The 25,798-nt window shown below is 68.8% G+C and carries 21 protein-coding genes and 2 pseudogenes; 14 read left to right on the top strand and 9 right to left on the bottom strand.

The genetic code is table 11. The features are described 5' to 3' along the window. The first annotated feature begins 6 nt into the window (after nucleotides 1–6). The 7 genes from SMCB_RS10455 (at nucleotide 7) to hypE (ending at nucleotide 6,106) form a co-directional block, all read left to right on the top strand. A complete protein-coding gene (locus SMCB_RS10455) occupies nucleotides 7–618 on the top strand; it encodes a HupE/UreJ family protein (RefSeq protein ID WP_045536859.1) in 612 nt (203 codons plus the stop codon). Nucleotides 619–644: 26 nt separating this feature from the next. Next, nucleotides 645–992, top strand: a complete 348-nt coding sequence (locus SMCB_RS10450) for a hydrogenase maturation nickel metallochaperone HypA/HybF (protein WP_045536857.1) — start codon at nucleotides 645–647, stop codon at nucleotides 990–992. A 78-nt stretch (nucleotides 993–1,070) separates the two neighbouring features. Next, nucleotides 1,071–2,186 carry a hydrogenase nickel incorporation protein HypB gene (gene hypB, locus SMCB_RS10445; RefSeq protein ID WP_045536855.1) on the top strand — a complete coding sequence of 372 codons (1,116 nt, stop codon included), beginning with the start codon at nucleotides 1,071–1,073 and terminating at the stop codon, nucleotides 2,184–2,186. A 38-nt stretch (nucleotides 2,187–2,224) separates the two neighbouring features. Beyond that, a complete protein-coding gene (locus SMCB_RS13220) occupies nucleotides 2,225–3,583 on the top strand; it encodes a Kae1-like domain-containing protein (protein WP_275451287.1) in 1,359 nt (452 codons plus the stop codon). Then, nucleotides 3,574–3,843, top strand: a complete 270-nt coding sequence (locus tag SMCB_RS10435; RefSeq protein ID WP_045536851.1) for a HypC/HybG/HupF family hydrogenase formation chaperone — start codon at nucleotides 3,574–3,576, stop codon at nucleotides 3,841–3,843. Before SMCB_RS13220 ends, SMCB_RS10435 begins: the two co-directional genes overlap by 10 nt. Further along, entirely contained in the window at nucleotides 3,840–5,009 is a 1,170-nt protein-coding gene (gene hypD / locus SMCB_RS10430) for a hydrogenase formation protein HypD (RefSeq protein WP_045536849.1), read from the top strand. The genes SMCB_RS10435 and hypD overlap by 4 nt, the downstream gene beginning before the upstream one ends. Nucleotides 5,010–5,098: 89 nt before the next feature. After that, nucleotides 5,099–6,106, top strand: coding sequence for a hydrogenase expression/formation protein HypE (hypE, locus tag SMCB_RS10425; protein WP_082027470.1), 1,008 nt, complete (start codon nucleotides 5,099–5,101; stop codon nucleotides 6,104–6,106). Between the two features lie 69 nt (nucleotides 6,107–6,175). Here the strand turns inward: hypE and SMCB_RS10420 are convergent, their stop codons facing one another. From SMCB_RS10420 to rpe, 3 genes and pseudogenes are all read right to left on the bottom strand, one after another. Then, nucleotides 6,176–7,396 carry an MFS transporter gene (locus SMCB_RS10420; RefSeq protein WP_045536845.1) on the bottom strand — a complete coding sequence of 407 codons (1,221 nt, stop codon included), beginning with the start codon at nucleotides 7,394–7,396 and terminating at the stop codon, nucleotides 6,176–6,178. Between the two features lie 84 nt (nucleotides 7,397–7,480). After that, nucleotides 7,481–8,725: pseudogene (locus tag SMCB_RS13345) on the bottom strand (methyl-accepting chemotaxis protein); the annotation flags it as partial. 1,259 nt (nucleotides 8,726–9,984) lie between these two features. Beyond that, nucleotides 9,985–10,662, bottom strand: a complete 678-nt coding sequence (gene rpe, locus SMCB_RS10410) for a ribulose-phosphate 3-epimerase (RefSeq protein WP_045536842.1) — start codon at nucleotides 10,660–10,662, stop codon at nucleotides 9,985–9,987. 186 nt (nucleotides 10,663–10,848) lie between these two features. Between rpe and apaG the strand changes: the two genes are divergently transcribed. The 5 genes from apaG (at nucleotide 10,849) to SMCB_RS10385 (ending at nucleotide 14,493) form a co-directional block, all read left to right on the top strand. Then, complete coding sequence (gene apaG, locus SMCB_RS10405) at nucleotides 10,849–11,238, top strand: Co2+/Mg2+ efflux protein ApaG (protein WP_045536841.1); 390 nt, start codon at nucleotides 10,849–10,851, stop codon at nucleotides 11,236–11,238. 24 nt (nucleotides 11,239–11,262) lie between these two features. Then, nucleotides 11,263–12,282 (top strand): thiamine-phosphate kinase, encoded by a 1,020-nt coding sequence (thiL, locus tag SMCB_RS10400; RefSeq protein ID WP_045536836.1) that lies wholly within the window; start codon nucleotides 11,263–11,265, stop codon nucleotides 12,280–12,282. Nucleotides 12,283–12,426: 144 nt separating this feature from the next. Continuing rightward, a complete protein-coding gene (locus tag SMCB_RS10395; protein ID WP_231851204.1) occupies nucleotides 12,427–13,359 on the top strand; it encodes an NUDIX hydrolase in 933 nt (310 codons plus the stop codon). Beyond that, complete coding sequence (locus SMCB_RS10390) at nucleotides 13,356–13,970, top strand: phosphatidylglycerophosphatase A family protein (protein ID WP_082027363.1); 615 nt, start codon at nucleotides 13,356–13,358, stop codon at nucleotides 13,968–13,970. Before SMCB_RS10395 ends, SMCB_RS10390 begins: the two co-directional genes overlap by 4 nt. A 25-nt stretch (nucleotides 13,971–13,995) precedes the next feature. Continuing rightward, nucleotides 13,996–14,493, top strand: coding sequence for a CinA family protein (locus SMCB_RS10385; protein WP_045536834.1), 498 nt, complete (start codon nucleotides 13,996–13,998; stop codon nucleotides 14,491–14,493). A gap of 258 nt (nucleotides 14,494–14,751) precedes the next feature. Here the strand turns inward: SMCB_RS10385 and SMCB_RS10380 are convergent, their stop codons facing one another. The 6 genes from SMCB_RS10380 to SMCB_RS10355 form a co-directional block, all read right to left on the bottom strand. Then, a complete protein-coding gene (locus SMCB_RS10380; RefSeq protein ID WP_082027362.1) occupies nucleotides 14,752–15,666 on the bottom strand; it encodes a YecA/YgfB family protein in 915 nt (304 codons plus the stop codon). A gap of 156 nt (nucleotides 15,667–15,822) precedes the next feature. Next, a complete protein-coding gene (locus tag SMCB_RS10375; protein ID WP_082027361.1) occupies nucleotides 15,823–17,316 on the bottom strand; it encodes an aminopeptidase P N-terminal domain-containing protein in 1,494 nt (497 codons plus the stop codon). Then, nucleotides 17,313–18,158, bottom strand: coding sequence for a nucleotidyltransferase family protein (locus tag SMCB_RS10370; RefSeq protein ID WP_045536832.1), 846 nt, complete (start codon nucleotides 18,156–18,158; stop codon nucleotides 17,313–17,315). The genes SMCB_RS10375 and SMCB_RS10370 overlap by 4 nt, the downstream gene beginning before the upstream one ends. Beyond that, the gene (locus tag SMCB_RS12230) at nucleotides 18,158–20,434 is read right to left on the bottom strand and encodes a sensor domain-containing diguanylate cyclase (protein WP_052468499.1); all 2,277 of its coding nucleotides are present in this window, start codon (nucleotides 20,432–20,434) and stop codon (nucleotides 18,158–18,160) included. The genes SMCB_RS10370 and SMCB_RS12230 overlap by 1 nt, the downstream gene beginning before the upstream one ends. Before the next feature lie 172 nt (nucleotides 20,435–20,606). Further along, nucleotides 20,607–21,449 carry an SPOR domain-containing protein gene (locus SMCB_RS12980; protein ID WP_052468498.1) on the bottom strand — a complete coding sequence of 281 codons (843 nt, stop codon included), beginning with the start codon at nucleotides 21,447–21,449 and terminating at the stop codon, nucleotides 20,607–20,609. Next, nucleotides 21,443–22,246: a biotin--[acetyl-CoA-carboxylase] ligase gene (locus SMCB_RS10355; RefSeq protein WP_045536829.1), complete on the bottom strand. Its 804-nt coding sequence runs from the start codon at nucleotides 22,244–22,246 to the stop codon at nucleotides 21,443–21,445. The genes SMCB_RS12980 and SMCB_RS10355 overlap by 7 nt, the downstream gene beginning before the upstream one ends. A 169-nt stretch (nucleotides 22,247–22,415) precedes the next feature. Here SMCB_RS10355 and SMCB_RS10350 point away from each other — a divergent pair, with 169 nt between their 5' ends. Both SMCB_RS10350 and SMCB_RS13340 read left to right on the top strand, forming a co-directional pair. Continuing rightward, nucleotides 22,416–25,232, top strand: a complete 2,817-nt coding sequence (locus SMCB_RS10350; RefSeq protein ID WP_231851203.1) for a DNA topoisomerase III — start codon at nucleotides 22,416–22,418, stop codon at nucleotides 25,230–25,232. A 173-nt stretch (nucleotides 25,233–25,405) separates the two neighbouring features. Then, nucleotides 25,406–25,777: pseudogene (locus SMCB_RS13340) on the top strand (MotA/TolQ/ExbB proton channel family protein); the annotation flags it as partial. Between the last annotated feature and the right edge of the window lie 21 nt (nucleotides 25,778–25,798).

Genomic DNA, 25,798 nt, shown 5'->3' with positions numbered 1-25,798 from the left:
ACTACCATGCAAGCAAAAATCATTCGAACTGCAGTGTTGCTCGGCGGCCTGCTGGCTGCCGGGGCTGCCGCAGCCCATCCTGGCCACGGCGGCCACACGCTGACAGACGGTCTGGCGCACGCTTTTGCGCTCGATCACCTGTTGGCGGTGCTGGCCGTGGGGCTGTGGGCCGTGCTGGCGCTGCCGGTCGGCAGAGCCTGGCAAGGCCCGACGCTGTTTTTGCTGGCGCTGCCGCTGGCGGCGCTGCTCGGACTGACGGGTTTCATGCTGCCCTTCATGCAGTGGGCGCTGGCGCTTTCGGTGTTGTTGTTCGGGGTGTTGCTGCTGCTGGCCGCCACGCGCCAGCGCCTGCCGCTGGGTGTGGGGCTGACCTTGGTGCTTTTGGCTGGGCTGTTGCACGGTTTGTCGCACGGTTTTGCAGCGCCTGGCGCCGGCCTGGCTGCTTATGCCTTGGGTATCGTGGCGGCCACCGCAGCGTTGCACGGCGCGGGTATGTTGTTGGGCCTGGGCGTGCAGCGCTGGTTGTCCGAGCGCAGCCGCCAAATAGCGGTCACGGGTTTGGGCGGGGCCATGCTGGCTGGTGGCGGCTTGCTGCTGGCGGGCCATTTGGCGGCCTAAATCAACTGTGTGCCAAGGCATGCGCCATGCATGAAGCCAGCCTCGCCGGGGGCGTGTTGCAACTGGTCGATGACTGCGCGCAGCGCGAGGGCTTTGCCCGTGTGCTTGAATTGCGCCTCGAGGTTGGGCAACTGGCTGGGGTCGATGTGGCGGCGCTGCGCTTTGCCCTCGACTGCATCGCGCCGGGTACGCGGCTCGACGGCGCACGCATCGAACTGATCGAGACCCCGGGGCAGGCTTGGTGTTTGGGTTGCAACTCGCGTGTGCCGATCGCCCAGCGCGGCGACCCCTGCCCGGCCTGCTCGAGTTACTTGCTCGAGCCCACCGGGGGCATGGAATTGCGCGTGCTCGACTTGCAAGTGAGCGATGATTGACCTTGCGGGTCTGCGCGGTCCACCCCTTTGATGAGATATTGTGCCCGCCAATCGCCCCCAACCCAGGAGATTTGAACCATGTGTGTCGTATGTGGATGCAGCCAGACCCGGCGCAACGAAGCGTCCGCGCAACTGAACAAGCCGCTGACACAAGCGGGCACCCAAACCACGTCCGCCGCCGTCGATGCCCCTGTGCCCGAAACGGGTCCGCGCATCGACCCGCGCAGTGGCGACCTCGACTACGGCGCCGGTGCGGCCAGGGTCTCGGTGCCTGGTCTGAGCCAAGCGCGGGCGATCAAGCTCGAGCACGACATTCTGGGCGCCAACGACCGCATCGCCGCGCACAACCGGGAGCACTTTGCGGCCCACGGGGTGCTGGCGTTGAACCTGGTGTCCAGCCCCGGATCGGGCAAAACCACCTTGCTCTGCGCCACCATCGAGGCGCTGCGCCAGCGCCACCCGGCGCTGCCGGTGGCGGTGATCGAAGGCGACCAGCAGACCGCCTTCGACGCCGAGCGCATCCGCGCCACCGGCGCGCCCGCGATCCAGATCAACACCGGCAAGGGCTGCCACCTCGACGCGCCCATGGTGGCGGCGGCTTTTGCGCAACTGCACAAGCACAGCCATGAGCAACGCCATGCCCATGTTCATGAACACGGCCACGATCATGGCCACCAGCACGCGCACGGCGTCAGGCACAGCCATGCACACGCCCACGGCCACGAACACACCGCTCCCAGCCTGCTGTTCATCGAAAATGTCGGCAACCTGGTCTGCCCGGCGCTCTGGGATCTGGGTGAGCGCGCCAAGGTGGCGATCCTGTCCGTCACCGAGGGCGAGGACAAGCCGCTGAAGTACCCCGACATGTTCGCCGCCGCCCGGCTCATGATCCTGAACAAGATCGACCTGTTGCCGCATGTGCAGTTCGACGTCGCGCGCTGCATCGAGCTGGCGCGGCGCGTCAACCCCAGCATCGAGGTGCTGCAGGTGTCGGCCACCACCGGCGCCGGCCTTGACGACTGGTTGCACTGGCTTGAGCACGAGCTGGGCCACGACCACGACCACGAGCACGGGCACGGGCATGAACGCGGCGCGGGCCACAGTCACGCCTCTGAGCAGGCCCTACGCGCGCGTGTGGCACAGCTCGAAGCCGAATTGGCGCAGTTGCGCCACACGGCGGCGGCACTCGGGTGAATCGCCTAGGCGCCCAGCGCTTGAGCATCTGACCTTTCATGCCCACCCCGATGAGCCGCACCGCCACCCCTGCCCCCTCAGCTGCCACCGTGCTGGCACTGGGGGCGTGGCTGAAAAACAGCGCCTGTCTGTGCCAAGGTGGCCGGGTGCAGTGGACGGCGGTGCACGGCGACCTGAGCGACCCCCAATCCTGTATGGCGCTGCGCGCCTCCGCGCTGGCGCTGATACGGCAGGCACGCGCCAGCGGCGGCCCCCCCTTGGCGGCGCTGGCGCACGACTTGCACCCCGACTTTTACAGCAGCCAACTGGCGCAGGAGCTGGCGGCCGAACTCGGTCTGCCGGCGGTGGCCGTGCAGCACCACCGGGCCCACATCGGCGCCGTCATGGCCGCGCACGGCTTGGACGAACCGGTGCTCGGGCTGGCGCTGGACGGCTTTGGGCTGGGCAGCGACGGCGGCGCCTGGGGTGGCGAGCTGCTCTGGCTTGAGGGCGCCCAGTGGCAGCGCCTGGGCCACCTGCACCCACTGGCGCTGCCCGGGGGCGACCAGGCGGCGCGCCAGCCTTGGCGCATGGCGGCCAGCGCCTTGCACGCCTGCGGCCTAGGCGCACAGATCGGCGCGCACTGGGGCGCTCGTGTGGGCGCCAGTCGCGCCGCCACGGTGCAACAGATGCTGGCGCGCGGCCTGAACTGTCCGCTCAGCAGCAGCGCCGGGCGTTGGTTCGACGCCGCTGCGGCCGCGCTCGGCCTGTGCCTAGAGCAAGACGACGAAGCCCAAGCCGCCGTGGCCTTGGAGCAGGCAGCGGCACGGGCGCTGGAGCGCGGCACGCCCCTGCCCGATCTGCCTTTGCCCAGTCTGCTGCCCGGAGCCGCAACGCAATCGGCAACCGGCGTCGGAACCGGCTTCGACGCCACCGCCACACCCCTGACATCCTCGCAGATCCTCGATCTACGCCCGCTCTGGCTGGCGCTGCACGAAGCGGCCGCACCCTTGCGGCTCGGGCGCACCGCCAATGCCACCCTGCCCACTGCTCCTGATAGGGCCGCTGCCCCGCCCAGCGCCCATACCGCCCCCGCCCCCTCCATCGCCGCCCAAGCCGCCCTCGCCGCCGCCTTCCACCTGCGCCTGGCCGACGGCCTGGCCGACTGGGTGCTGGCCGCCGCCCGCGCACGCCAGACCCGCAGCGTGGCGCTGGCTGGCGGCTGTTTTTACAACCGCATCTTGCGCCAGCGCCTGCAAGCGCGCCTAATCGAGGCCGGCCAGCACGTGTATCTGCAAACCGCACAAGGCTGCGGCGACGCCGGGCTGGCGCTGGGCCAAGCCTGGGTGGCCGCGCAAGAGCTGGCCGCTGCCCCTTGCCCTGCATCCTTTTACCAGGAGAACCCCCTATGTGTCTAGCCATCCCCGCCTTGCTGGTCGAGCGCCTGAGCGACGACCAAGGCCTGATCGACCTCGGCGGCATCCGCAAAAGCGTCTCGCTGGCGCTGGTGCCCGAAGCCGTGGTGGGCGACTACGTCATCGTCCACGTCGGCCACGCCATCGGCTTGCTCGACCCCGAAGAAGCGCAGCACACGCTGGCCATTTTTGCCGAACTCGAGCGCAGCGCCGACAACACCGACGCCGCCGTCGCCCGCGGCCGGCTGGTGCCCGCGCCATGAAATACATCGACGAGTTTCGCGACGGCGCGCTGGCGCGTCAGATCGCGGCGCGCATCAGCGCCGAAGCCGACCCGCTCCACAGCTACCGCTTCATGGAGTTTTGCGGTGGCCACACGCACGCCATTTCGCGCTACGGTGTGCTCGATCTGCTGCCGCCCAATCTGCGCATGATCCACGGCCCCGGCTGCCCGGTGTGCGTGCTGCCCATCGGGCGCCTCGATATGGCCATCGACTTGGCCTTGCGCCAGCCCATTACCCTGTGCACCTACGGCGACACCCTGCGCGTGCCGGCCTCTGAGGGCGCCTCGCTGCTCAAAGCCAAGGCGCGCGGGGCCGACATCCGCATGGTCTATTCGGCCGCCGACGCGCTCGAACTGGCGCGACAGCAGCCCGAGCGCGAGGTGGTGTTTTTTGCCATCGGCTTTGAGACCACCACCCCGCCCACGGCGCTGGTGCTCGATCAGGCCGAGCGCACCGGCTTGCGCAACTTCAGCGTCATGTGCAACCACGTGCTCACGCCGCCGGCCATCCGCGCCATCCTCGACGGTGCCCACGCCGACGAGGGCGCCACGGCCGAGATCGAAGGCTTTGTCGGTCCGGCGCACGTCAGCATCGTCATCGGCTCCGAGCCCTATGCCCGCTTTGCGCGCGACTACCGCAAGCCGGTGGTGATCGCCGGCTTTGAGCCACTTGACGTGCTGCAAGCCATTTTGATGCTGGTGCGCCAGGTCAACCAGGGCCGGGCCGAAGTCGAAAACGAGTTCACGCGCGCCGTCACGCCCACCGGCAACCTGCGCGCCCAAGCGCTGATGGAACAGGTGTTTGAGCTGCGCCCGAGCTTCGAGTGGCGCGGGCTGGGCAGCTTGGCGCACTCGGCTTTGCAAATTCGGCCGCGCTACAGCGCCTACGACGCCGAGCAACGCTATGGCCTGCAATACCGCAGCGTGGCCGACAACAAGGCCTGCGAATGCGGCGCCATTTTGCGCGGCGTCAAAGAGCCGCGCGAGTGCAAGATTTTCGGCACCGTCTGCACCCCCGAAAACCCCATCGGCTCGTGCATGGTCTCGAGCGAAGGCGCGTGCGCGGCGCACTACACCTACGGACGTTTTCGCGACATCCCCATTGTGGCCGCCGTGCCCACCCAAGCCGACGAGGTGCCAGCTTGAGCGCCCCCCCCGATACCCCAGATACCCCCGACAACGCCGCGCGCAAACCCTACCAGCGGCCACTGGACATCAAGCGCGGCCGCATCGACATGGGGCACGGCGCCGGCGGCAAGGCGGCGGCGCAGTTGATCGAAGAGCTGTTTTTGGCCGAGCTCGACAACCCGTACTTGCGCCAGGGCGACGACGGCGCCAGCCTGCCCCTGCCCGGCTTTGACCCTGCCGCTGGGCGCTTGGTCATGGCTTGCGATGGCCATGTGGTGTCGCCGATCTTTTTTCCGGGGGGCGATCTGGGCAGCTTGGCGGTGCACGGCACCATCAACGACGTGGCCATGCTGGGCGCGCAGCCGCTGTACCTGAGCGCTTGCTTCATTATCGAAGAAGGCTACCCGCTGGCCGATTTGCAGCGCATCGTGCGCTCCATGGGTGCGGCCGCGCGCGCTGCCGGCGTGCCGGTGGTCTGCGGCGACACCAAGGTGGTGGAGCGCGGCAAGGGCGACGGCGTCTTTATCAGCACCACCGGCGTGGGTGTGGTGCCAGCTGGCGTGTCGATCAGCGGCCGCCAGGCGCGCCCAGGCGACGCGGTGCTGCTCTCGGGCCCCATCGGCGCGCATGGCGTGGCGGTGCTGTCGCAGCGCGAATCGCTGGCTTTTGCCACCAGCGTGCAGAGCGACAGCGCCGCCTTGCACACCCTAGTGGCCGCAGTGCTCGCCGCTGCGCCGGGCGCCGTGCGCGTGCTGCGCGACCCCACCCGCGGCGGCCTGGCCACCACGCTCAACGAGATCGCGCGCCAATCGGGCGTGGGCATGGTGCTCGACGAAGCCGCGATTGCGGTGCTGCCCGAAGTCGATGCCGCGTGCGAGCTGCTCGGGCTCGACCCGCTCTACGTCGCCAACGAAGGCAAGCTGGTGGCCATCTGCGACCCGGCCGCCGCACCGGTGGTGCTGGCCGCCATGCGCGCGCACCCGCTGGCGCGCGAGGCCGCGCAGATCGGCAGCGTGCAGGCCGACGCGCAGCAGTTTGTGCAGATGCGCACCCGGTTTGGCGGGCGCCGCGTCGTCGATTGGCTCAGCGGCGAGCAGTTGCCACGCATCTGCTGAAGGGCTTAAGGGCACGCCTCATTGCCTCACCGGGACTGGGCTTGGGCATTGTGGCGGCTGCCGTACCGCCTATGTTTTGGTATCGGTAGCGGCCAGCGCAGCACCGCGCCGCTGCGGCGCACTCGCTGGCAGCGCCGGCATGCCCCAGGCCAGCAGCAGCCACAGCAGCGTCAGGGCGGTGCAGGCCAAAAACAGGCCGTCGATGCCCCACAGCGCCAGCAGCGCCCCGCCGGCCACCCCGCCAACAAAAAACCCAAGCGATTGCAAGGTGTTATAGACCCCAAGCGCGGCCCCGCGCTGGCTCGCGCTGGCCAGGCGCGACACCAAGCTGGGCTGGCTGGCTTCGAGCGTGTTGAAGCCTATGAAAAACAAGAACAGCAGCAGCGCCAGCAGCGCCAGCGGCGGCGCGCCCAAGCTGGCGCTCCACCACAGGCCCAGCTGCGCCAGCGCGATCAGCCCGATGGCGCCCAGAAACACCGCGCGCAGATAGCCGCGGCGCTCGAGCCTAAACAGCAGCGCGCCCATGACGCCAAACGCCGCCAGCACCGCCAGCAGATAGACCCAGCCGTGCTTGGCCGCCTCGAGCCCGGCTTGCAGCAGCAGCGCCGGCAGCGCCACCCACAGCGCCAGTTGCACCGCGTGCAGCATGAACACGCCCAGGTTCAGGCGCGCCAGCCGGTGGTCGAGCAGCACCGTGCGCAGGCTGGCGCGCGCCGCTGTCGGCAGCCGCGGTGGCTCGGGCGGCACCACCCGCGCCACCACCCACATGCCCAGCACCGCGAGCACCGCCGTAAGCACGAACAAACCACCCAGGCCCACGGCGGCCACCAACGGCGGCGCCAGCACCAGCGACAGGGCAAAAGTGAGCGCGATGCTGATGCCCACCAGCGCCATGGCCTTGGTGCGAACGGCGTCGCGCGTCAGGTCGGCCAGCAGGGCGGTGACGGCGGCCGAGATCGCGCCGGCACCTTGCAGCGCCCGCCCCAGCGTCAGCCACTCCAGCGTCGGCGCCCAAGCCGCCACCAGGCTGCCGATGGCAAACAGCGCCAAGCCGGCTTGGATGATGCGCTTGCGGCCCCAGCGGTCGCTGGCCATGCCCAGGGGGATCTGCAGCAGCGCCTGCGTCAGGCCATAGATGCCCAGCGCCAGCCCGACGCGCAGCGGGTTGTCGCCACCGGGGTAGTGCACGGCCTCGAGCGCAAACACCGGCAGCAGCAGAAACAGCCCCAGCATGCGCAGCGCAAAAATCGCCGCCAGCGCCGCGCTGGCGCGGCGCTCAGGTGCCGTCATGCGGCTCGACAGCTCGGGCGAATCTGCAGGGTCGGCGGTGTCGGCGGGAGCTGAGGCAGTTGGCAAAGGGCTAGGGTATGGGTGTCAGCCGGATTGGAGCGCGCTGCGGTAGGCGCCGCAGCCAATCAGCAAGTCGTCGCTGAGCGGCAGCACAAAAGACGATTTGCCGCGCACGTCGCCGGTCAAGGGGTTGACGATATTGTATTCAACCCAGCCGCCACCCTCTTCGGCTTGGGTCCAGATGTCGCGCATGAAGCGTTCGGCGTCTATGCCCGGCGCATCGTGCACCCGGGTGCCGGTCTTGGCGCGGTTGGCGCCCATGACGCGGTACACCCCGGCGCGGTCGAGCACAAAGATGTAGAGGTCGCGGTCGATGAAAGTGCCGTCTGGACGGTAAAAGTCTTCGCTGGCGCGGGCATAACCCACCTGCTGCACGTGGGCATACGCGCGCTCCACCAGCTGGCGCGCCAAGTCGGCGGTGCCTTGGGTCAGGTGCAGGTGCTGAACCGCTTGCTCGAGGTCGGTGGTGTGCGACTGCAAATCGGCGGCGTGGTGCGCGCTGCGCTCGACCATGGCGGCGTTGTCGTTGGTCACGCTGTCGAGCTGCGTCATGGCTTGCGCCACCTCTTTGAGGGCCGCCGCCTGCTGGTTGCTGGCCACGGCCATGGCGTCGATGCGTTGGGTGATGTCGCGGATGCCGCGCACCAGCTGCTCCATTTCGGCGTTGACGCCGTTGATTTCGGTCACCGAAGTTTGCACGCGGCTGGTGGATTCGGCGATCAGTTGGCGCACCTCGCCGGCTGCGGTCTGGCTGCGCTGGGCCAGCGAGCGCACTTCGGAGGCTACCACGGCAAAACCGCGCCCGGCCTCGCCGGCGCGCGCGGCCTCGACCGCCGCATTGAGCGCCAGGATGTTGGTCTGAAAAGCGATGCTGTCGATCACGCCGATGATCTCGTTCATGCGCTTGGAGGTGTGTTGCAGCGTGCCCATGCCTTTCACGGTCTGGTGCATGAGGCCGCTGGCGTGTTCGGTTTGTTGGTGCAAACTGGAGCTGACGCGGCTGACTTCAAGCACGCCTTCGCTATTGCGGGCGACGGTTTCGGTGGCCTCGCGGATGTTGGCGCTGGCTTGCTCCAGGCTGGCCGCTTGCGACTGGGTGCGGTCCGACAAGCTGCTGGCATCTTTGACCAAGCGCTCGCCCATGTGGTTGAGCACGGCCGCCACGCTGCGCACGTCGGCTACGATCGCCGACAAGGTGTCGAGCATGCGCTTGAACTGCTGCGCCATGTGTGCTATTTCGTCTTGGCCGCCGATTTGCACGCTGCCGGTCAGGTCGCCGCGGGCGGCGCGCTCAGACACGCCGGTGAGCTGGCGCAAGCCGTCGAGCGTGGCCATATACAGCGACGCCATGCCGTAAACCAGCGCCAGCAGCACCAGCACACTGGCCAGCACCAAGCCTGCCAGCTGCCACAGCAGCCGGCTTTGGCGCAGCTCGAGCTGCTCTTGCAGTTGTGCAGTCAGCTGGCGGTTCAAGTCCATTTGTGCCACCAGCAACAGGCCGCCTTGCTCCAGGAGTGGCTGCGCTGGGCCATCAAGTGTCCCGGTGCCTATGCCCGCGCGCACGCGTGCGCTGTAGTCGGTAGCGGCGGCTTGCAGGGTTGGCCAAGCGGCCGGTACGGGCTGCCCGAGGGAGCGCAAGGTAGCCAGGCGCTGTTCGATCTGGCCCAAAACAAGGTTGATGTTTTCAGTCTGTACCCCCAGTCGCATGGCGCGCGCGATCAGCTCGGCGTTTACCCCCTGGGCCTCATGCTGCAGCAGCAGCGCAGCGCCTTCGTGGCGCACATGCGCGCTGGCTTGCAGCAGCGGCAACTGGCGCTGCACCAAGGCATCGACGAGGAAGAACACGGCGCGCTCGCCGTCGAGCAGCAGGGCCGAGATTTCGCCGTTGAGCAAGGAAAAATCGTGCAAGCGCTCCATTGCGCTTTGGTGTGCGCTGTACCAGTCGCTGGCACTGCGCGCGGTGGGCGTGAGGTTGATCAGAGTTTGGATATCGTCGCGCAGCGGCTGCCACTTTTGTATTAGATCGGCAGCGCCATGGCGTTGCACCTGCTGCTCCAATGCCTGCAATGCGGGGCGCAGTTGCGTGCGCGCGGCATCGAGCGCGGCCGTGGCAGGCGCATGGCCGGCCAGCAGCAGATACCCCTGACCTTGCTGTTCGAGCAAGGGCCGCGCCAACCCCATCAGGCTTTGTTGCAGTTCCAGCCCTTGCAGTTGGCGTTGCGTGTAGCTGCGCTCGCCCCAGAGGTTGTAAATGATGAATGCCCCCGCTAGCGCGAGCGGCACCAGCAGCACCGCGGCCATCACCAGCAGCTTAAAGCCCATGGGCAGGCGCTGCATCACCCACACACCGGGACGCAGCACAGACGGAAAACGCAGGAGAGCAGACATAAAGCGAGGCCTGATCAAAATAGACTGATCGCTATTTGATCACAAAACCCTAGATTCGGGCGCTGGTATCAAATGACTTCGGGTTTGTCCGCAGTGCGCGCTGGTTTTTGGGGTGCCCGAGCCCGATCCGAAGCCCGTCTTTAGGCCAGCGCAGCGCGCATCTGCGCGATCACGGCGGCATAGTCGCGCTGGCCAAAAATGGCGCTGCCGGCCACAAAGGTGTCGGCGCCGGCGTCGGCCACGCGGCGGATGTTGCTGGCCTTGATGCCGCCATCGACCTCGAGCCGGATGTCGCGCCCGCTGGCCTTGATGCGCCGGCGCGCCAGCTCGACCTTGCGCAGCGCCGAATCGATGAAGCCTTGGCCGCCAAAGCCGGGGTTGACGCTCATGATCAAAATCAGATCCAGGTCGTCGATCACCCAGTCGAGCACGTCCAGTGGCGTGGCCGGGTTGAACACCAGCCCGGCCTTGCAGCCGCGCGCCTTGATGGCTTGTACGCTGCGGTGCACGTGGGTGCTGGCGTCGGGGTGGAAGCTGACCAGATCGGCCCCGGCGTCGATGAAGGCGCCGGCCAGCGCATCCACCGGTTGCACCATCAGGTGCACATCGATCGGCACCGGGGTGCCGTCGGGCTTTTGCGCGTGGGGCTTGAGCGCCTGGCAGACCATGGGGCCAAAGGTCAGGTTTGGCACGTAGTGGTTGTCCATGACGTCGAAGTGGATCCAGTCGGCGCCAGCGGCGATGACGCTGCGCACCTCCTCGCCCAAGCGGGCAAAGTCGGCCGACAAAATGGAAGGGGCGATGCGGTAGGTGCTCATGGCTGGGGCGGCGGCTGGTGGGAGGGCGAGGTGGGTAGGGCGAGCTGGGCAGGACGAAAGCAGCGCAATGTCAAACTGAAATGGCGTAAACGTTTTATTGTCGCACGAGCCTGCTCGGCCTGCTGGCGTGCATGGATTTGTGCCACCACTTGGCCACAGATCGGTGCATGAAGGCACAATCAGGGCATGTCACGCTATCAATTCACTTGCGAAGTCGAGCCCGAGTACGTGCCGGAGCAATCCGACCCGGCCGCGCCGCTGTACCTGTTTGCCTACACCGTGACCATCCGCAACAGCGGCGAGGTGGCGGCACAACTGGTGGCGCGCCACTGGGAGATCGAGGACGCGCGCGGCCAGACCCAGACCGTCGATGGCTTGGGCGTGGTCGGGCAGCAGCCGCTGCTGCAGCCCGGCGCGGCCTTTCGTTACAGCAGCAGCGTGCCGCTGCGCACGCCCATGGGGCTGATGAGCGGGCACTTCTTTTGTGTGGCGGTTGACGGCCAGCGCTTCGAGGTTCCGGTGGCGGCCTTTGTGCTGCGCGCCGAGGGCGTGGCCGGCTCGTCGTCGCTCCACTGAAGTTTGCAAGGCTGAGGGGGGCGCATGGCGCTGGGCGAATTCGATCTGATCCGGCGCTATTTCCAGCACCCCCTGGCGCAGCCCGGCGTGCACGCTGGGGTGCGGCTGGGCAATGGCGACGACTGCGCGCTGCTGCAGCCCGGCCCGGGCCAGGTGCTGGCAGTATCCACCGACATGCTGGTGGCGGGGCGGCATTTCTTCCCCGATGTGGCGCCGCGCGCGCTCGGCCACAAGGCGCTGGCGGTGAACCTGAGCGATCTGGCGGCCATGGGTGCGCGGCCGCTGGCGTTTGTGCTGGCGCTGGCGCTGCCGCAAATCGATGAACCGTGGGTGCAGGAGTTTGCCGCCGGCCTGCTGGCCCTGGCCGACGCACACGGCTGCGCGCTGGTGGGGGGCGACACCTGCGCCGGGCCGCTCAACGTGTGCATCACGGTGTTTGGCGAGCTGCCGCCGGCGCTGGCACTGCGCCGCGACGCCGCCTTGGCGGGCGACGACCTGTACGTGAGCGGTAGCCTGGGCCAGGCGCGGCTGGCGTTGGAGGCTTTGCGCGGGCGCTGGCGCCTGCCCGAGGCGGCGCTGGTGCGCTGCCGCCAGCGGTTGGAGCGCCCCGAGCCCCGGCTGGCGCTCGGGCAGGGCTTGCGCGGGCTGGCGCACGCCGCGATCGACCTGAGCGATGGCCTGCTGGCCGACCTCGGGCATGTGCTGCGCGCCTCGGGGGTGGCGGCGCAGCTCGATGTGCCCGCCCTGCTGGCCAGCCCCGCCGTGGGCCCCGACGTGCGCGCGCTCGCTTTGGTGCAGCCCGCGCTGGCGCTCACCTGTGTGCTGGCCGGGGGCGACGACTACGAGCTGCTGTACACCGCGCCGGTGGCGGCGCGCTCCGCACTCGAGCGCCTCGGGCGCGAACTGGGGCTGGAGTTGAGCCGCATCGGCCGCATCGTGGCGGCCACCGACGCGGGGCCGCAGTGCAGCCTGGTGGACGAGCGCCTGCAGCCCTACGCGCTGCCGCCCGGGGTTGAGCTAAAGGGTTTCGATCACTTTGCTTGAGCGGGGGGCTGGGCTGTGCCTGCGCCCAACCTTCGCCCCAGCCCCAGCGCGCTCAATCGACCAAGGGGTGGACATGCTTGGTGGTGGTTGCAGTGTGTGCCCTGCAGCTCGCAATGGGGCCGCCGGCGGTGCCACAATGGTGCCATGAGCCCGAGCACAGACCGACCTCCCGCCCCCGCCCCCACCCATTCCCCCGCCCCGAGCGAGGTGTCTGACCGGCCACCGCGCGCCTCGGCCTCGGTGCTGTTGCTGCGCGAGGGTTGCGATGGGCTGCAGGTGCTGCTGCTGCGCCGCCACCCCGGCACCGAGGTGCTGGGCGGCTACTACGTGTTTCCGGGCGGCAAGCTCGATGCGGCCGATTGCACGCCCGACTGGCTGCCGGTGCTCGACCAGCCCGAGGCCGATTTTGCCCACCAGCTCAACGAGCCGCACACGCCCAGCGCACAGGCACGCGGGCTGCATCTGGCGGCGCTGCGCGAGCTGCACGAGGAGGCCGGGGTGCTGCTGGCGGCGCCTGCGGAGGGCCCGCGAGGGCGCTGGCCGCCCCTAGACCTGCAAAAGCGCCTGCAACCAGGCCAGCCTTGGCTCGAGGCGCTGCGCGCGCACGGCTTGCAGGCCCACACGGCGGCCCTGCGCCCGTGGTCGCGCTGGATCACGCCGCGCAGTCCGGTGGTGGGCACGGCGCGCTTTGACACCCGGTTTTTCCTCGCCCTGCTGCCACCGGGGCAGCAGGCGCAGCCCGATCAGCGCGAGGCGGTGGAGGCCCTCTGGCTGGCCCCGCGCGAGGCCCTGCAGCGCCACTGGGCACACGAGCTGGAGCTGATCGCGCCGCAGCTGATGGCGCTGGCCGAGCTGGCGCGCTTCGACAGCGCGGCGGCGGCGTGGCAGCAGGCACTGGCGCGGCGCGCCCCGTGCATCGAGCCCGCCCCCTTTGCCGAAGGCGCGCTGCGCGGCCTGTGCTACCCCGGCGACCCCTGCCACCCGCAGCCCGAGCGCCTGCTGCCGGGCCCCACCAGGCTGCGCGTGCTGGGCCGGCGCTTTGAGCCGGTGGATGGCTTTGAGGGCTGGTTTGCATGAATCCCGAGCCCCATTCTCCGGAGCCTGTGGCGCAACCCGCCCCGCCCAGCCCACCCCCGCACCCCGCACAGCCCACCACGGTGTCCGAGGCTGCCATCGAGCCTCTGCGCCCGCCGGGGCTGCGTTTCATGTTGGCGCATCCGGCGCACGCGCTGGCGCTGGGCTTTGGTGCCGGTCTGAGCCCGCGTGCGCCCGGCACCGTCGGCACCTTGCTGGCGTGGGCGCTGTTCGTGTGGGTCAGTCTGCTGTGGCAGCCGCCCGCTTGGGCCTGGGGGCTGATGATTGCGGCCGCGCTGCTGCTGGGCTGGTGGGCCACGGCCATCACGCTGCGCCAAAGCGGTGCCAACGATCCGGGCTACATCGTGATCGACGAGATCGTGGCCTTTTGGCTGGTGCTGTGGCTGATCGCGCCGGCTGGCTGGCTGGGGCAGTTGCTGGCGTTTGCGCTGTTTCGATTTTTTGACGCCGTCAAGCCCGAACCGGTGGCTTGGGCCGACCGCGCCTTTAAGGGCCGCGGCTGGGGCGGGGCTTGGGGGGTGATGTTCGACGATCTGGTGGCGGCTTTTTGCACGCTGCTGGTGTTGGCTTTGTGGCGGTTTTTGTTTTTTTGATGCCGGTTGAGTTTGAGGGGGACGCATGAACACGCTGGAGCCGCAACTGATTGACGTGTGCCAACAATTGGGGGCGGCGCTGCGCGCGCGCGGCTGGCGCATGGCCAGTGCCGAGAGCTGCACCGGCGGCCTGATCGCGGCCACCTGCACGGGCCTGAGTGGCGCCAGCGATTGGTTTGAATGCGGTTTTGTCTGCTATTCCAATGCCGCCAAGAGCGCGCACTTGGGCGTGAGCCCAGCGCTGATCGAGCAGCACGGCGCTGTGAGCGAGCCGGTGGTGCGCGCCCTGGCCGAAGGGGCGTTGTGGCACTCGCTGGCGCAGGTGAGCGTGGCGGTGAGCGGCATCGCTGGGCCGTTGGGCGGCAGCGCCGGCAAGCCGGTAGGCACGGTGTGTTTGGGCTGGGCCACCCCGGCTGGGGTGCGCAGCCAGACGCTGCACTTCGAGGGCGATCGCGCGGCGGTGCGTGCGGCGGCGGTGCGCTGTGCGCTGCAGGGGTTGTTGGAGCAGGTTGCCGGTGGTTGATTTCTGCGGCGGAGGCGGTGGATTGGGGTGGTGGGGCTTGGCTGGCTGCGGCGGGGCGCTGCGGCCGGCGGGCGCGGGCCTCATGCCGTCCGCTGCGCGGCCAAAAATCGGCCCACACCCGCCGGCCGCAGCGCCCCGCCTTCGGGGGCTGGCTGGGGGGCTCATACCGTCAGCTGCGCGGCCAAAATTGGCCCACACCCGCCGGCCGCAGCGCCCTGCCTTCGGGGGCTGGCTGAGTGGCGGTGGCCTCTGGCCCTTTCAGGCGCCGTGGCACTTCTTGAATTTTTTGCCGCTGCCGCAGTGGCAGGGGTCGTTGCGGCCGGGTTGTTCGGTTTTGCGCTGTGGCGACACGCGCGGGCCTAGGGTGAGCGCGATTTCGCGCAGGTCGTAGGCGGCCCACAGGGCGGCGCCGTAGGCGTTCATGCGCTGCTGGCTGACGCTGGGCGGGGCGTTGTCGTCGAGGGGGCTCAGGGTGGGTGGGTCGAGGTCGTCGCCGCTGAGGGCTTCGATGCAGTCCAGCGCTTCCTCCATCCACTCGGCCAGTTCGCGGTCGCGCGGTGGCTGCCATTCTTCGGGCCAGGTCTGCACCACGGCCATGAAGCCCATGGCCCACAGCTGCGCGAAGGCGGGGATGTGTTGCTCTTCGCCGAGGTCGGCGCAGAATTCGGCGCGTTCTTCGGGGCTGAGTGATTGCACGACGGCGCGCAGGTCGATCAGCTCGGGCGCGTAGGCGAGTGGGTCGTCGAGGGCATCGACGGGCGCATCCAGCGCAGCCTGCACCTGCTCCCAGCGGCGCTGCCACAGCTGCAGGAAACGCTGGTGCTGCGCCGGGCTCTGGAACAGCTTTGGCCCGAAGTAGCCGCTGTCGGGGTCGGCCAGCACGGCGGGCAAGTACTCGTCGGCTTCGATGCGGCGGCGGCAGCACAGCAGCCCGGCCATGTAGCCCTCTAGGAATTCCCACGAGGGCCCGCCGTCGTTGCGCTGGCTGAGGTGCGCCAAGATGTCGTCGAGTTCGTCGAGATCTTGTGGGCTGAGATCGGTTTTGGTGTCGCTGTTGGTATCGCTGGCGTGGGCTGGGGCCCAATCTGTGGCTGGCTGGCCGTCGGCGGCTGCGGCATCCGGCGCGTTTGCGGCTGGCGCAAGGGGGGCTTCGGTGGGGCGGGGGGTGTTCATGGGGGGCCGGGTGGCTTGGGCTTGTAGGCAACCAGTGTAGCCGCTGGGCTCGTTTATCGGCCCATTCTGCCTCGCCCCTTTGCGCCCCAACATTCCCGCCTTTGCGCCGCATGCACCCAAACCGAACCGAGGGTGCGCCCAATCGAGCCTCTGGCTTCAGTCGCGCATCAGCGCTTCGATGGCCTCGGGCGCTACGGGCACGGCGCGCGTGATCAGCTCGCAGCCGTGTTCGGTGACCACGGCGTCGTCCTCGATGCGTATGCCGATATTCCAAAACGCCGGCGGCACGTCGTCGGCGGGGCGCACGTACAGGCCCGGTTCGAGCGTGAGCACCATGCCCGGGCGCAGGATGCGGCTGGGGCGGTCTTTGATGGTTTCGCCGCTGAGCGGGTCGGTGCGCTCGCTGACCTGGCCGATCTCGCCCGGTTCGACGTAGCGGCCCACGTCGTGCACGTCGAGCCCGAGCCAGTGGCCGGTGCGGTGCATGTAAAAACGAAAGTAGTGGCGCTGCTCGATCACGTCGTCGAGCGTGCCCACTTTGGTGCCATCGAGCAGGCCCAGATCCAGCATGCCTTGCGCCAGCACGCGCACGCTGGCCTGGTGCGGGTCGGTGAAGCGCTGCCCGGGCCGGGTGGCGGCGACGGCGGCTTCTTGCGCCGCCAGCACCAGTTGGTAGGCGTCGCGCTGCGGCCCGCTGAAGCGGCCGTTGGCGGGGAAGGTGCGGGTGATGTCGCTGGCGTAGCCGTCGAGTTCGCAACCGGCGTCGATCAGCACCAGCTCGCCGGGGCGCACCGGCGCGGCGTCGGCGCGGTAGTGCAGCACGCAGGCGTTGGCGCCGGCGGCGACGATGCTGCCGTAGGCCGGGCCTTGGGCGCCGTGGCGGCGAAATTCGTGCAGCAGTTCGGCCTCGAGGTGGTATTCGCGCAGCGCCCGGCCGCCACGCAGCCAGCGGGCGCATTGCTGCATGGCGCGCACGTGGGCGCCGGCGCTGATCTGCGCGGCGCGGCGCATGAGTTCGAGTTCGTGCGCGTCTTTGAACAGGCGCATCTCGTCGAGCAAGGCGCACAGGTCGCGCTGGGTGTCGGGGCACAGGGCGCCGTAGCGCGCGCGCGCACGCACTTTGTGCAGCCAGCCGTCGATGCGGCCTTCGAGGCCGGGGTGGGTGGCGAAGGGGTAGCACAGGCTGCTGCGGTTTTCGAGCAGCGCGGGCAGGCGGGCATCGAGCTCGTCGATCGAGTGGGCGGCGCTGACGCCGAGCGCGGCCGGGGCGGCTTCGGGCCCCAGGCGGTAGCCGTCCCAGATCTCGCGCTGCAGGTCTTTGGGCTGGCAAAACAGGGTGCTGTGGCCGTGCTCGTCGAGCAGCAGCCAGGCGTTGGGCTCGGTGAAGCCGGTGAGGTAGTAAAAATAGCTGTCGAAGCGGTAGGGGTGCTCGTTGTCGCGGTTGCGCTTGCGCTCGGGCGCGGTGGGGATGAGGGCGATGCCGCCGGGGCCCAGCTGGGCCGCCAAGCGAGCGCGGCGCGCGGCATAGACGCCAATGTGGGCGACTGGGGCGTCGGCCGGGGTGGATGCTGCGGGGGCAGCCGGGTCAGCATCGGGGCTGGTAGCGGGGTTGTCAACGGGATCGATGGCTTGGGGGTGGGTGGCGTTCATGTGCGGGGTTGTGCTTCGAGGGCGGCCAGGCGCTCCGGGGTGCCGACGTCGGCCCAGGGGTCGAGGTACAGCTCGGCGCTCACCAGGCCATTGTCCATGGCCCGGCGCAACAGCGGTGCCAGGGCGGCACGAATGCCCTGCGGGTTGCCGGATTCGATGGCGAGCCAGGGCGGGGCAAAGAGCGCGCGCCGGTACAGCGCCAGCCCGCTGAAGGTGTGGCGCGCCCCGGGGTGCGTGGGCGGCAGGTTGAGCGCCAGTGGGTGGCTGCATGGGTCGGGGGCAGGCCCGAGGCCGAAGTCGCCCCCGGGGTGTTGCGGCGGGTTGGGCACCAGCCACAGGTGCGCCAGCCGGCCGCTGGCGGCAAAGCGCTGCAAGGCCGCGGGGTCGAAGGCGAAGCGGGGCGCGTAGGCGTCGGCGGCCACGGCCCAGAAACAGTCGGCCAGCGCGGGCAGCGCGCGCGCGATGCCGCCGGCGGTTTCGAGCGCGCCGCCGAAGTCGCGCCCTTCGTGCGAGTAGCTCAGGGCCAGGCCAGTGCCCGGCTCGGGCGCTTGGGGGTGGCCGGCGCTTTGGCCCGCTGCGGGCAGCGCCGCTGTGAGCACGGCGGGTGCGGGGCCGCGCCAGCAGTGGCCCAAGCGCTGCGGCAACTGCTCGCCCAACCAGGCGGTGTTGATGACGGCGTGGCGCACGCCAGCGCGCGCCAGCGCGTCCAGGTGCCAGGCGATCAGCGGCTGGCCGTGCAGGGCAAGCAGCGGCTTGGGGGTGCGGTCGGTGAGTGGGCGCATGCGCTCGCCGCGGCCAGCGGCCAGCAGCAGCGCCTGCGCTTCTGAGTTGGTCTGGAGCATCACGGCGAGCCGGCGTCTTCGGCGTCAAGGCGGGTGTGGGGGGGCGCTGGGCAAGGTGCCAGACCCACGACGGGTTCAAAGAGCAGGCAGCGGTTGCGGCCCGCCCCTTTCGCGCGGTACATGGCTTGGTCGGCCTCTTGCAGCATCTGCTCGACGCTGGCGTTGTCGGCGCGCAACCGCGTGACCCCCATGCTGGCCCCCACCTGCAGCCGCAGGCCGTTGATCTGCATCGGCTCTTGCACCGTTTGCAGCACGCGCTCCAGCGGCAGCGGCCCGTGGTTCTCGCGAAACAGCAGCACGAACTCGTCGCCGCCCAAGCGAGCCACGGTTTCGTCGGCGCGCACCACCTGGCGCAGCCGCAGCGCCACCTCGGCCAGCAGCTTGTCGCCCACCGCATGGCCGTGCGCGTCGTTGACCGGCTTGAAGCCATCGAGGTCGAGCATGGCCAACGCCAGACCGCTGCCGTTGCGCTGGCTGTAAGCGATGGCCTGCTGCAGCCGGTCGCGCAGCAGGCGCCGATTCGGCAGGCCGGTGAGCATGTCGTGGTTGGCCAGGTGGTCGAGCTGCTGTTCGTGCGCCTTCAGGCCCGAAATGTCGGTAAAAACCGCCAGATAGTGCGTGATTTCGCCCGCCGTGTTGCGGATGCACGAGGCCGCCAGCCACTGGGCATACAACTCGCCCGAACGACGCCGGTTCCAGACCTCGCCTTGCCAGCGCCCCTGATGCGCCAGCGTGTCGATCATGCGGGCAAAAAATTGCGGGTCGTGCTGGCCGGAGCCGAGCAATTTGGGCGAACGGCCCAGCACTTCGGCAGGCGCATAGCCCGTGATGTCGGTGAACGCGGGGTTGACCTTGGCCAGGCGGCGGCGCGCATCGGTGACGAAAATGCCGCTTTCGCTGGCCTCGAACACCTTGTCGGCAAGGCGCAACCATTCTTGATCGGTGTGGGTGCGCGTGACGTCGTGGGCGTAGCCATGCCACAGCACGCCGCCATCGGGTTGGTGGTGCGGCTGCGCGGTGACTTCGATCCAGCGCAAGCCCCGCTCCGGGTGCGGCAGCCTGAAGGTGGTGTGCAGCGGGTCGAGCTGGCGCTCGGATTCGGCCATGGCGCGCAGCAGCTGCACCCGGTCGCGGGTGCGCAGGCGCGCCATCAGATGGGCAATGTCGGCTTGCAGCTGCTCGCGCGCCAGGCCGCACACGGCCTCGGCACGCTGGCTCAGATAGTGGCAGTGGGGACGGCCGTCAGCGTCGTGGCGGTAGGTGAACAGCACCCCGGGAACGTTGGCCGCCAGGTCGCTCAGTTGGTGCACCAGGGTTGCGCGCTCGGCTTGGGCGCGTTCGCGTTCGGCGATTTCTTGCTGCATTTGCGCGCTGGCGGCCTGCAGTTGCTGGTGATCGTGCGCCAGTTGGGCGCGGGCCTGTTCGAGCTCGGTGGTGCGCGCCAGCAGTGCGCGGTGCGGCGCCCGGACGGTTTCTGCAAACAGGGCCTGATAGAGAAAGCCGTAGGCCAGCAGCTTGAAGGCGTAGCCGCTGATCAAGTAAGGGTCGGTCGAGCCGGTGCCGTGCAACAGCAGAGCACTGTTGGCCAGCAGCGCCAGGGTCGCGCCCAGAAAGCCGCTGGCATTGAACTGGCGTGGTTGGCGCAGCAAGCTGAGCAGGCGCAAGGCACCCAGCACCAGCAGGACGAGCAGCAGCCCAAGCACCCAGCGCTGGTGCACCGCTGGGCCGATGGCATCGGCGCCTTGCTCTATAAACGCAGGCCAGCGCAACCCGGTACCAAAGAGCAGCACCAAGCCCAACATCGCCACCGAGCTCGCCAAAGCCAGCGTCGCGGCGTGCCAGCGCGCTTTGCGCGAGAGCGGGCGCATGGACCAAGGCTGCCAGACGGCATACAGCATGGCCAGCGCAGCCAAAAGGCGCGAGGCCAGCGAAAAATCCAAGGCATAGGGGTTGGCGGGGTCGTAACCGGGCACGGTGGCGGTGAACAACAAGTGCAACCCGTCGAGCAGCGCCACACCCAAGAAGGCGCTGGCCAGCAGCTGGGCCCCGCGCGGTGCGCTGCCCGCCGGTGCCGACCAGACAATGGCAAAGATCAAGGCAGCCAAACACACCGCGACCATGTCGAGGGCCAGTCTGAACTTGAGATCGAACTGCGGCCAATCGGCAAACTGCGGCAGAGGCAGCCAAAACAAGGCAAGGCATGCAGCACCCAACAGCACCAGCGCACGCAAGGCGGCGCGCGTTTCGGAGCGGTGAGAGGGGTGAATGGTCGGCATGATTTCAAAATACTACAGAAATGCTGCAGTTTTTTGAGGTACTCTGCTGCTTTTCATAGCATTTTACTGCTCAAAGTTGGTTTTTTTATAATGTTTTAGTGCGATTCGGGGGCTTTTGGGTGGCTTGGGTTGTGGCGGCGGCCACGGGCGTGGGGGTGCGCGCAGGCGGCTTTTAGGGGCACGGCTGCAGCGCGTTGGGCGGCCAGATGGCCTTGGCTTCGAGCTGGCGGCGCTCGGCGGCGCTGATGGGGTTGAGCACCAGCGTGTGCACGATCGATTCGGGCCGTTCTTGCAGCACGCGGGCGTCGGTGACGCCGCGCGCGCGCAGTTGCGCCAAGGCGCGTTCGGCGCCCTCGCGTGCGCTGAAGGTGCCCAGCGCCAGTCCGGGCGCCAGTGGCGCGGCCAGGCTGCGGTGCTCGATCTGGGCCAGTGTCAATTCGGCCCGGCGCTGCTGCAAGGCGCGCTCGTTTGCCAGCGGTCCGACATAAACCAGCCAGCGCGGCGCGATGCGCACCTCGTTCAAGCTCCAGCGGCCTTGCAGGTCGGCGCGTTCGCTCAGGGCGGCGCGAATCAGCGCCGCCTGCCCGCTGCTCAAGCGCCTGACTTGCCAGCAAGCGTTGCCCGCGGTCGGCACCGTGGTGGCGGGAGCCGGAGGAGGCGGCGGAGCAGGGGCCGGGGTAGGGGTAGGAGGGGCAAGAACGGGTGCTGGCGCTGGTTCGGGCGCGGGCGCGAGTGCGGTTTCTACGCCGGGCAGTATCAAGGTCTCGGTGGGCTCGGCGGTGGCTTGTGCAACAGCAGCTGGAGTAAGCAAGGGCTCTGGCGCGGGTGCGGTCAGCGCGGCCGCGGGCGCAGGGGCATTGAGCACGCGCAGCGCCTGCGGCGCCACCTGCTGCGCCAGCCGCTCGGGTTCGCGCGCTTGGTGCGGGGCCAAGCCGAGCGGCGCCAGATAGCCCTGGCCATACGCCCAGAGCAACAGGTTGCCCAGCAGCAACAGCAGCGCCAGCGTTCTCAGCACGGGCGCACGCTCACTTCGTGTTGCCAGACCGCGCTGCGCCCGCTGGCCGCGGTCAGCCACAGCGCCCCGTCGGCGCGCACCCCGTCGGCCACGCCTTCGCGGCCGTCTGATAGGCGCACCGGGCGCCCCATCAAGGCATCGCGGGCGGCGTAGCGCGGCACCAGGTGGCCAAAGCCCTGGGCTTCAAAATCCAACGCTTGGCGCAGCAGCGGCGCCGCCACGCGACGCAGCCAGTGGCCCACGCCCTTGGCGGCATCAGGCATCAAATCGAGCAAGCCCGCAGCGGGCAAGGCCGGCATGCCGGGGCCGAGCACCCCATCAGAGGGCAATGCCGGCGCCACCAGGTTCAGGCCAACCCCGATCACCGCGTAGCGTTGCGCGCCCAAGGACACGGTCTCGACCAGCACGCCGCCGAGCTTGCGGCCTTGCCAGCACAGGTCGTTGGGCCACTTGATCTGCACCTGCGGGTGCAGCGCCTCGGCCAAGGCCACCCCCACCGCCAGCGACAGGCCCGACCATTCGGCCGGCTGCAGCGGCAGGCCGAGCGAGAAGGTGAGCGCGGCTCCGGGTTGGCTGTGCCATTGACGCCCTTGGCGGCCCCGGCCCGCGTTCTGCTCGGCCGCCACCAGCAGCAGCGGGTGCAGCGCGCCGTCGCGGGCGCGGCGCATGAGCTCGGAGTTGGTGGAGTCGATGCGCGGCAGCACCTCGACCGCAAAGCCCGGACACAGCGGCACCACGTCTTGCCACACCGATTCGGCGGCGGCGTGCAAATCGGCCAGAAGGCGGGCGTCGGTCATGGGGGCAAAGGCGCAGGCAAGTTGAGCAGGGCGGATTGGGGGCGAGAGTAAGCCGGAAGGTGATCGGTCGGCTGAGCAAGATTTGGGCGCTTCATGGAAAAGGGCCAAAACTTTGCTAAGGTTAACTCATGCATGGGCGCGCGTGCGCGCATGAGAACGGATTGTAGAGATGATGACCACGAGCAACAGCCACAAAACCCTGGTAATCGCCGAAAAACCCTCGGTCGCCCAAGACTTGGTGCGCGCCTTGACGCCGCTGGCGGGCAAGTTCGACAAACACGACGAACACTACGAGAACGAGCGCTACCTTGTCACCTCGGCGGTGGGGCACTTGGTGGAGATCGCCGCCCCCGAGAGCCACGAAGTCAAGCGCGGCAAGTGGAGCTTTGCCCACCTGCCGGTGATCCCGCCGCAGTTCGACCTGCGGCCGATCGAGAAAACCAAGTCGCGCCTCAACGCTGTGGTCAAGCTGGCCAAGCGCAAAGACGTGACGGCGCTGATCAACGCCTGCGACGCCGGGCGCGAGGGCGAGCTGATCTTCAGGCTGATCGAGCAGTACGCCGGCGGCGCCAAGGGGCTGGGCAAGCCGGTGCAGAGGCTGTGGTTGCAGTCGATGACGCCGCAGGCCATCCGCGACGGCTTTGGCGCTTTGCGCAGCGACGCGCAGATGCGCCCGCTGGCCGACGCCGCGCGCAGCCGCTCCGAGGCCGACTGGCTGGTGGGCATCAACGGCACCCGCGCCCTGACCGCCTTCAACAGCCGCGACGGCGGATTTTTCCTCACCACCGTGGGCCGGGTGCAGACGCCGACGCTGGCGGTGGTGGTCGAGCGCGAAGAAAAAATCCGCGCCTTCAAGAGCCGCGACTACTGGGAGCTGCACGCCAGCTTTGATGCCCAAGCCGGCAGCTACCCCGGCAAATGGTTTGACCCGGGCTTCAAAAAACCCGCTGGCGACGCCGCCGACGCCGAACTCAAGGCCGACCGGCTCTGGAACGCCGCCGCCGCCGAGGCCATCGCCGCCGCCGTGCGCGGCCAGCCGGCGCAGGTGAGCGAAGAATCCAAGCCCAGCACCCAGGCCTGCGGGTTGCTCTACGACCTCACCAGCTTGCAGCGCGAGGCCAACGGGCGCTTTGGCTTCAGCGCCAAAACCACCCTGTCGCTGGCGCAGAGCCTGTACGAAAAGCACAAGGCCCTGACCTACCCGCGCACCGACAGCCGTGCCCTGCCCGAAGACTACCTGAGCACGGTGCAGCAAACCGTGACCATGCTCGCCGCCAGCCACCTGTCGCACCTGGCGCCGCACGCGCGCACCGCGCTCGACCAGGGCTACATCCGGCCCAGCAAGCGCGTGTTCGACAACAGCAAGGTGAGCGACCACTTTGCCATCATCCCCACCCTGCAGGCGCCCAGCGGCCTGAGCGAAGCCGAGCAAAAACTCTATGACTTGGTGGCGCGGCGCTTTCTGGCGGTGTTCTTCCCGCCAGCCGAGTTCCAGCTCACGACCCGCATCAGCACCGTGCATCTGGCGGCGGCCAGCCACGCCTTCAAGACCGAGGGCAAGGTGCTGCTCAAGCCGGGCTGGATGGCGGTCTATGGCAAAGAGGCCGCGGACGAGGCCGATGGCGCCCAAGCCGGCGACAAGGGCCAGCGCCTGGTGCCGGTGCAGCCCGGCGAAACGGTGCAGACCGCCGAGGCCGCGGTCAAGGCGCTGCAAACCCGGCCCCCGGCGCGCTACAACGAAGCCACCCTGCTCGGGGCCATGGAAGGCGCAGGCAAGCTGCTCGACGACGAGGAACTGCGCAGCGCTATGGCCGACAAGGGGCTGGGCACCCCGGCCACGCGCGCCGCCATCATCGAGGGCCTGCTGAGCGAAAACTACCTGCTGCGCGAGGGCCGCGAGATCATTCCCACCGCCAAGGCGTTTCAGCTCATGACGCTGCTGCGCGGCCTGCAGGTGCAAGAGCTGTGCAAGCCCGAGCTCACCGGCCAATGGGAGCACAAGCTGGCGCTGATGGAGCGCGGGCAGCTGAGCCGCGCCGACTTTATGCGCCAGATCGCCGAACTGACCGAGCGCATGGTGCGCCAGGCCAAAGAGTACGACCGCGACAGCGTGCCCGGCGACTACGCCACCCTGCGCACCCTCTGCCCCAACTGCGGCGGCGTGGTGCGCGAAAACTACCGCCGCTACGCCTGCACCGGGCCCGGCGCGGCCGAGGGCGCGACCGAAGCCGCTGCCGAGTCCGGCCAGGGCTGCGGTTTTTCTTTTGGCAAGTCGCCCGCCGGGCGCACCTTTGAGCTGGCCGAGGCCGAAGCCCTGTTGCGCGACCGGCGCATCGGGCCGCTGCAGGGCTTTCGCTCCAAGGCCGGCTGGCCCTTTGTGGCCGAGCTGGCGCTGGCCTTCGACGCCGAGGGGCAAAACTGGAAGCTGGAATTCGACTTTGGCGACGACAAAAAGGCCGAAGGCAGCGGTGAGCTGGCCGATTTCAGCGCCGCCGAGCCGCTCGGGCCCTGCCCCAAGTGCGCCAGCCCGGTCTATGCCCACGGCAGCCAGTACGTGTGCAGCCACGCCGTGCCCAGCACGCTGCAGGCCGAGCCGAACTGCGACTTCAAGAGCGGGGCCGTGATCTTGCAGCAGGTGATCGAGCCGGCGCAGATGAGCAAGCTGCTGCACAGCGGCAAGACCGATTTGTTGCAGCGCTTCGTCTCGAACAAAACCCGGCGCGCCTTCAAAGCCTATCTGGTGTGGGACGCGGCCGCGGGCAAGGTGGGCTTCGAGTTCGAGCCCCGCCCTGCCGGCAAAACAGCGGCGCGCAAGCCAGCGGCGGCCAAGCCCACCCCAGCAGCCAAGGCCGAACCGGGGACGGCGGCCGTGCCTGCCAAGGCGGCTGCGGCGGCCAAAGGCACCCGTGCGGTCAAGCCCGCCGCTGCGCGCAAAACAACGGTGCGCAAGTCGGCGGTGCGCAACAGCACAGGCTCAGCAAACTGAAAAAAGCGGTCGGGTTTTAGGCCGCCTTTCATCGAAGCTCAATATACTCGGTGCAGTTGTTGCACCGCAGCGTGCAACGCCTGAAACAGCATGGGCCGCTGGAGGCCACGCAGCGGCCACAAACTGGAGTTTACGCTTTGGATCTCGCTACCCTCATCGGACTCATCGGCGCGATGGCCATCGTTATGGCCGCCATCATTTTGGGCGCCGACCCCGGCGGCTTTCTCGATCCGGCTTCGGTGCTGATTGTGATCGGTGGCAGCGTGTTCGTGGTGCTGTCCAAGTTTAGCCTGCAGCAGTTTTTGGGGGCCTTCAAGGTTGCCGTCAAGGCTTTCAAGTTCAAGCTGCCCGCCACCGACGCCCTGATCGAAGAGATTCTCGAAGTCTCGCGCATCGCGCGCAAAGACGGTTTTTTGGCGCTCGACGGCCACGACACCGAGGTCACGTTTTTCAAAATGGGCATCCAGATGATGGTCGATGGCCACGCGCCCGAGGTCGTGCGCTCCAAGCTGGAAAAAGAGCGCCTGCTGACGCTGGACCGGCACCGCTGGGGTGCCAAGGTGTTC

Origin of the sequence: Serpentinimonas maccroryi, assembly GCF_000828915.1 — a bacterium.
Classification (GTDB): Bacteria; Pseudomonadota; Gammaproteobacteria; order Burkholderiales; family Burkholderiaceae_C; genus Serpentinimonas; species Serpentinimonas maccroryi.
This window is presented reverse-complemented; position numbering and strand designations above follow the sequence as displayed.

Excerpts from the sequence above, each read along its gene's own strand:
- SMCB_RS10455 (WP_045536859.1), top strand. The coding sequence starts at position 7 with ATGCAAGCAAAAATCATTCGAACTGCAGTGTTGCTCGGCGGCCTGCTG.
- SMCB_RS10450 (WP_045536857.1), top strand. The coding sequence starts at position 645 with ATGCATGAAGCCAGCCTCGCCGGGGGCGTGTTGCAACTGGTCGATGAC.
- hypB (WP_045536855.1), top strand. The coding sequence starts at position 1,071 with ATGTGTGTCGTATGTGGATGCAGCCAGACCCGGCGCAACGAAGCGTCC.
- SMCB_RS13220 (WP_275451287.1), top strand. The coding sequence starts at position 2,225 with ATGCCCACCCCGATGAGCCGCACCGCCACCCCTGCCCCCTCAGCTGCC.
- SMCB_RS10435 (WP_045536851.1), top strand. The coding sequence starts at position 3,574 with ATGTGTCTAGCCATCCCCGCCTTGCTGGTCGAGCGCCTGAGCGACGAC.
- hypD (WP_045536849.1), top strand. The coding sequence starts at position 3,840 with ATGAAATACATCGACGAGTTTCGCGACGGCGCGCTGGCGCGTCAGATC.
- hypE (WP_082027470.1), top strand. The coding sequence starts at position 5,099 with ATGGGGCACGGCGCCGGCGGCAAGGCGGCGGCGCAGTTGATCGAAGAG.
- SMCB_RS10420 (WP_045536845.1), bottom strand. The coding sequence starts at position 7,396 with ATGACGGCACCTGAGCGCCGCGCCAGCGCGGCGCTGGCGGCGATTTTT.
- rpe (WP_045536842.1), bottom strand. The coding sequence starts at position 10,662 with ATGAGCACCTACCGCATCGCCCCTTCCATTTTGTCGGCCGACTTTGCC.
- apaG (WP_045536841.1), top strand. The coding sequence starts at position 10,849 with ATGTCACGCTATCAATTCACTTGCGAAGTCGAGCCCGAGTACGTGCCG.
- thiL (WP_045536836.1), top strand. The coding sequence starts at position 11,263 with ATGGCGCTGGGCGAATTCGATCTGATCCGGCGCTATTTCCAGCACCCC.
- SMCB_RS10395 (WP_231851204.1), top strand. The coding sequence starts at position 12,427 with ATGAGCCCGAGCACAGACCGACCTCCCGCCCCCGCCCCCACCCATTCC.
- SMCB_RS10390 (WP_082027363.1), top strand. The coding sequence starts at position 13,356 with ATGAATCCCGAGCCCCATTCTCCGGAGCCTGTGGCGCAACCCGCCCCG.
- SMCB_RS10385 (WP_045536834.1), top strand. The coding sequence starts at position 13,996 with ATGAACACGCTGGAGCCGCAACTGATTGACGTGTGCCAACAATTGGGG.
- SMCB_RS10380 (WP_082027362.1), bottom strand. The coding sequence starts at position 15,666 with ATGAACACCCCCCGCCCCACCGAAGCCCCCCTTGCGCCAGCCGCAAAC.
- SMCB_RS10375 (WP_082027361.1), bottom strand. The coding sequence starts at position 17,316 with ATGAACGCCACCCACCCCCAAGCCATCGATCCCGTTGACAACCCCGCT.
- SMCB_RS10370 (WP_045536832.1), bottom strand. The coding sequence starts at position 18,158 with ATGCTCCAGACCAACTCAGAAGCGCAGGCGCTGCTGCTGGCCGCTGGC.
- SMCB_RS12230 (WP_052468499.1), bottom strand. The coding sequence starts at position 20,434 with ATGCCGACCATTCACCCCTCTCACCGCTCCGAAACGCGCGCCGCCTTG.
- SMCB_RS10355 (WP_045536829.1), bottom strand. The coding sequence starts at position 22,246 with ATGACCGACGCCCGCCTTCTGGCCGATTTGCACGCCGCCGCCGAATCG.
- SMCB_RS10350 (WP_231851203.1), top strand. The coding sequence starts at position 22,416 with ATGATGACCACGAGCAACAGCCACAAAACCCTGGTAATCGCCGAAAAA.